A 6573-nucleotide genomic window follows, 5' to 3' on the forward strand; every position below is an offset into this window, starting at 1 on the left:
TGTCAATAACGGTGTTTGGAGTTTGACTATTGCACCAGCTTTGCCGTCTGATGGTGATTTTTCTTGGTCTATGACTGCAAGCGATGCTGCGGGCAACATGTCAGCTGAAGTGAGTGGCGAGTTTACGCTGGACACGATACCTCCGGTGCTAACTAATGCCTCTTTAGACGCATCTTCTGATAGTGGTTTTGAGCAAGATGATGGTATTACTCAGGTAAATATACCCACTTTTAATATTGTAGGAGAAGTTGGTACTAAAGCAGTTCTTAAGCTTTGGGATGAAGGCGCTGCGTCTGGTACTCCTAAATGGACGTCGTCGGAAATGACGATAGGGGCTTCAGGGATACTTTCTATTACTCACACAGATGCGCTGGATGATGGTAACTATGTTTGGCTGGTCGTTTTGACTGATGTAGCCGGTAATATCTCGAGCTCAGACTTGCAAACATTGACTATAGATACAGTAGCTCCTTCAATAAATTCATTCGAATTGATGTCAGATTCCGGGATAGATGATACTGATAATATTACGAATGAGAATTCACCTTCTTTTGGTGGCTTGGCGGAAGAAGGTAGCCGAATTCAATTGGAAGTTAAAAACGGATCTGGCCACGCTTTATCTATTTCGCCTCCGTATATAACAGTCGGTGCCGGCGGAACTTGGACTTATCAGTTAACAAATGAGTTAATCGATGGCACATATACAATAAAAGCCATCGTTACAGATGTGGCGGGCAATACTACCGAAAGCTCTGAGCTAAATGTCGTCATTGATACGACTCCACCTATCTTGACTGATGTTGGTTTGTCTGAGTCTACTGATTCTGGTTCTAGTAATTCAGATGGTATTACAAAAATCTCTACACCGACTTATGTTGGTAAGACTGAGGTTAATTCAACGGTTACGGTTGTTATAAGACAAGGTCATGATGTTCTCCAAACCCTGAGCATGGTTGTTACCAATGCAGATGGTAGTTGGGAACTTACAGGTACAGACGCTTTAGAAGAAGGAGCGTATAACTGGGTCGTAACTGCTACTGATATTGCAGGGAACATTTCAGATGAGTCTGTAGGCGAATTTGTGATAGATACTTCGATAGACTCTTTTACCGCTTCATTGGCTTCTGATGACGATACTGGTAGTAATGACGATGACGCTATTACAAATAAAACTGATGTTGCACTTGAAGGAAGTGGCGAGACAGGAGCTAAGGTTACCCTTAAGTCATTGACGTTTGGTGCAAGCTCTATTGATGTTAGCTCTGTGGCCGTAGCGTCCGTAAGTAACAATGCATGGAGCATCTCCCTACCTAGTTTGCTACTCGGCGATGGTGTATACAATTATACTGTTGAGATAGAAGATGTCGCGGGGAATACTTTAACAACTAGTGGTTCCTTAACTATTGATACACAGAAACCAACTTTACATGCCGCGTTAGATAACTCTGCAGACTCAGGTAGTTCAGAAAATGATGAAGTTACTAATGTCACGACTCCAACCTTCTCAGGTCAGGTGAGTGAAGCATCTACAGTTACTTTAAAGCTTTTCAAAGAAGGTAATCTATTCGCCTCTTACGGCCCGGTTACAACGTCGAAGGATTGGTCAATTGTCGCGACCACCCCATTGGACGATGGAGAATACACGTGGACTGTTGAAGCTACTGATATAGCAGGTAACATTGAGACATATTCAAGCACTTTAACTATTGATACGACACCACCGACTTTAAGTGCTGAGTTGGATTCTACTTTAGATACTGGTGAGTCCTCCTCTGATGGAGTTACCAATGAACAGAATCTTAAGTTCAAGGGGATTGTTGGCGGAGAAGGTTCTTCATCAATCGAACTGAGGTTTGAATTTGGTTTAGTTGGTTCTTCCATTACATCTTCACAACAGGTCGTAACGAGTGGTGATGAATATGAATTTTCTTCGATCGCCGCAACTGATGGAGCTTATCTTTGGAAAGTGATCGCTGTCGATATCGCTGGTAATGAGGTTGAAAAGTCAGGGACAGTGATCGTGGATACCAATATACAGGACTTTTCTTCAACTACTGGATTAGATTCATCATCAGATCTTGGTCAATCGGACCAGGATGGTATTTCTTCTGATAATACACCTAGTTTTGTAGGCAAAACAGAAGCTAATGCTAAGGTCTCTTTGGTAATGGCTATTGCAGGTGTAACTGCTGTAACTGTTGAGGTTCAAGCTGATGACCAAGGTAACTTCTTTATCACTGTTCCTAGCACTAGTGCGCTGGAAGACGGTACATATGCTTGGACACTCCAAGCGACGGATTTGGCTGGTAATACGAAGAGTACAACAGGGACATACGTATTAGATACTGTTGCACCAGGCATAAGTTTTAGTTTGGATAATGACTCAGGGAGTGATAATGAGGATTGGGTAACAAACCACAACTTATTATCTGTGTCTGGTATTACTGATGACTCAGCTAAAATTAAAGTCACGTTAATTTCAGGTACGACAGTATTAGATACGAAGGAGATCAGCCCAAGCTCTAATTCGTGGACATATTCATATGCTACTAACCTTGACGACGGACGTTATACATTAAGGGTAGAGTCTACGGATATTGCTGGAAATACGTTTTCTGAGAGCCAAGAGTTAGTCATTGATACAGTTGTCCGTAATGAATTTACTTTGGTATCAGATAGTGGCTCATTGGATAACGATCAAATTACCAATGCGGAAAAGCTCGTATTTTCGGGCACAACCGATAATGACGCAACAGTTCGCTTGACAGTAAAAGCTATTGGTGGAGATACATTACATAATTACACTCCAACAGTGAACGTAGACACAGGTCAATGGAGCTTTGAGTTCCCGGACGTTTTGAGTGAGGGACAATATATAATTGTCGTCACAGCTACAGATGTTGCAGGGAATACAAACATCAGCTCTGACTATGATATTACAATTGATCGAACGCCTCCTTTGTTGTCCGGTATCGAGCTAGATTCTAGTGATGACACCGGCGCTATAGGTGATTGGGTTACCGAAACCAAACAAGTATCGATATCTGGCCAAACATCTATCGGTTCAACAGTTAAGATTTACATTGAAGGAATTGATAATCCAATTACTGCAGGCGTAAGTGCATCGGGCGTGTTTACTGCTGAACTTCCTGAACTTGATTATGGTATTCACTCTCTTACGATCATTGCGATGGATATTGCAGGGAATGCGGCCGAAAAAACGCAAAACTTAACAATAAGCCCTAATGTTTTACCTTTCACTGCCAACTTAGAGATGAATAGTGATAGTGGTGAGTTAGGAGATAATATCACTAATATCACATCCCCGGTTATTAGTGGCATGGCTACACCAGGGTACACAGTTAAAGCCCTTATCGGGGGAGTAACATACACAGTAGTTATTAACGAAGCAGGCGAGTGGTCGTTCCAAATTCCTGTAACCCTTTCTGATGGTACTCATAGAATCGAGTTCGTATTGGTAGATGATAAAGGAGCCGAGCTAACTCAAGATGACTACGAGTTTGTCGTTGATACCAATGTAGAGAGTACAGTTGAATTAGACCTAGACTCTGATTCGGGTGAAAAGGGAGATTTTATTACCAATGCTAATAATATCAACCTAGTAGGTTCAACTGAGGTTGGTGTTCGAGTAGTTATTGAAGATAAGACAACTGGTAGTGTTTTAGCGGAATTTACAACTACAAAAAGCTCGTGGCGTTATGTCTTTTCTGATCTACCTGAAGGAACTCATGACTTTGTGATGAGGCTTGAAGACATAGCTGGAAATACCGATTCACAAGAGTTTTCGATAACTGTTGATAGGACTGCTCCTGTATTAAACGTTCAAGTTGGAGATAGCTCTGATATTGGCTCTATTGTCTCACGAGACAAGACCCAAGAATTTAAGGGGACAGTAAGTGAAGGAACCAAGTCTCTTACATTATTAGTTAATGGTGTTAGCCATGATGTGACGATTAACAATGATGGTACGTGGTTACTGCAATTGGAACTTAGTGAAGGGATCAATAACTTCAATGTTATTGCTGAAGATGTAGCCGGCAATTCTACAAGTATCCAGGGGCTTGTTCATATAAAGACATCTATTCGTTTTAATATGGAATTAGAAAATGACAACGGTCAATTTGACACTGACAGTATTTTAAGTGGGACAGAAATTGTTGTAGGCGGGACAGGGGGCGTAGGTGATATCGTAGATCTTGTCCTAACTAACGATCAAGGTCGAGAGTTAGACCGTATCTCGATAACGATACCGTCGTCTGGTATATGGCAGCATCAGTTTACAGGCTTACAAGACGGTAATTATACAGTGTCGGCGGATGTTAGAGATGATGCGGGTAATACTCTAAATAGAGTTTTAGACGATATTATTGTCGATAACGTTAACGAAGGCTTTACCGCGCAAATTATTGATGATAATGGAATAGTTGACGACAGTATTGTTTCAACTGTTAAACCTATTTTTAAAGGAGCTGGAGAAGTAGGTTCCTTAGTTACTATTGTAATCAATGATCTAACCTATAATACCCAAGTTAACTCTGCTGGTACGTGGCAATTTCAAGTTCCAGCTGAGCTGGCCGATGGAAGTTATCAAGCAATAATTACCTCCATTGACCGAGCTGGTAACAAGAGTTCCGATCAAATCGTTGACTTCACTATCGACGGTACAGATCCGACATTTGGCTATGAGATAGAGGGAGCCGTAACCAATAATGGTAATGAGTACCTGAATGCAGATGCTGATAAATTGGTTTTTAAAGGAACAGCTTCTGAAGCTGGTCGCGTAACTATCCATATCAATAACATGGAGTTTACCCAACAGCTTAATGCAAGCGGTAATTGGGAAATTGAGATAGGTACGATTGTTGAGCGAGCTCATCCTTATACCATTTCGTATGAAGATATCGCAGGTAACATAGTTACTGAAACAGGAACGATCACTGTTGACCGTACGATTCGAACTTTTGTGGACTTGGACTACGGTTCAGATTCTCATTCCCCGGGTTCTTCTCAGTGGGGGGATAATTTAACGAACCACAAAGATCTAACCTTTACGTTCAATAGAAGCACGAGTGTTACAGATAAAGATATAACAGCAAGTGTAGTGGTAAGGGGGCCTAATGATTATTTACTCGAAGTGAATGATATAAGTGTTTCTAGTAACTGGAGAGTACCAGAATCATTACCTACAGATGGAACTTATGTTTTTGAATGGTCTTTTGTCGATGAAGCTGGTAACACGGCTAATAGTAATGTGAGTGTGAGGGTTGATTCTCACATTAACGAAATGGCTTCCACGGACTTTTTAGTTGATGGGACGCCTTTAGAGGTAGATCAATCGTTCGCTGTTAACAAAAAGCTCGTATCGTTGAATTTTACGCCTACAACTTCTTCGGAATATTATTATCTGAGGGTCTCTGTAAACGGCCAGACATTTTCAGCTTCTAAGTCTGGAGGAAGTTTTATCATTTACGGACTTCCTTTAAATGTTGGAAACAACGATTTAACGATCACAGTTTGGGACAACGCTGGAAATTCCACTTCAATTAATCAAAGTATTTTCGTTAAGACGGACTTTGATCAGTTGGAAATATCAATTGATGGAGATCAACAAACAGATTTAGATAATATTGACGATGTCTATAGCAATGCACAGAATAGAGAGGTAGCACTCAATGGTGCAACTGATGTAGGTACTTCATTTACGATTCTAATTGATAATAAAAAAGTCTATGACGGCTCAGTTGATGAGAACGGCCTTTGGGATTATCAACTCGAGCTTTCCGAAGGCAACAATAAAGTTACCATCAACTTCGTTGATATTGCCGGAAACATAGAATCTGTTACTTTCAACGCTGTAAGCGATACTGTTGCGCCAATAATGACGGTGGATAGTATTGATGGCGAAGGTCATATTGTTATTGATGGTGATAACATATTGAGGGGTGACAGTGTAACTCTTCAAGGAAGGATAGATTCTGGCTCTATTATCACAAGTGTGCTCTTAAATGGTGTTTCGATATTACTCGAGGATGACATCTTATCTAATGGCCGTTGGGATATTGAAGTGTTGGGCTTAGTGGAAGGGAAAAACACTATTATATTCACGACTGAAGATACTGCAGGGAACTCGGGCACAGAGACCATATCGGTCGTTCGAGATTCACTAGTAAGTGACTTTTCAATTAGTCTGAATGATGGTGTGTTCGTGTCTGATATTATGGGACTAAACGGCACTATTGAACTTGGCTCTTCTATGTCAGTTGAGCTACTGGATTCTGCCAAGGATTCTGTTTATACCGGAACAGTAATCATGGGCGATGATGGTAGTTGGTCAGTTCTGGCTCCAACTCAGCCATTAGCTGATGACGAATATACATGGAAGGTTGTCGCGAACGATAGAGCTGGTAATACTTTGACAGAAGAAGTGTCTTTTACGTTAGACACAACAGCTCCAGATGCACCGACAATAGCTTTAGCGAATGACACTGGTAGCGTGGTAGATGATAAGTACACCAATGACGGTGAGTTTACAGTCACGCCAAGCGAATCAGG

General features: G+C 41.3%; 1 protein-coding gene. It reads left to right on the forward strand.

Annotated features, from left to right (window positions below):
- Nucleotides 1-22 precede the first annotated feature (22 nt).
- The coding region (locus BCT49_RS03940; protein ID WP_133151641.1) for an Ig-like domain-containing protein at nucleotides 23-6573 on the forward strand (6551 nt) is incomplete at its 3' end.

The sequence above is a fragment of the Vibrio lentus genome (genome assembly GCF_002875945.1).
Classification (GTDB): domain Bacteria; phylum Pseudomonadota; class Gammaproteobacteria; order Enterobacterales; family Vibrionaceae; genus Vibrio; species Vibrio apostichopi.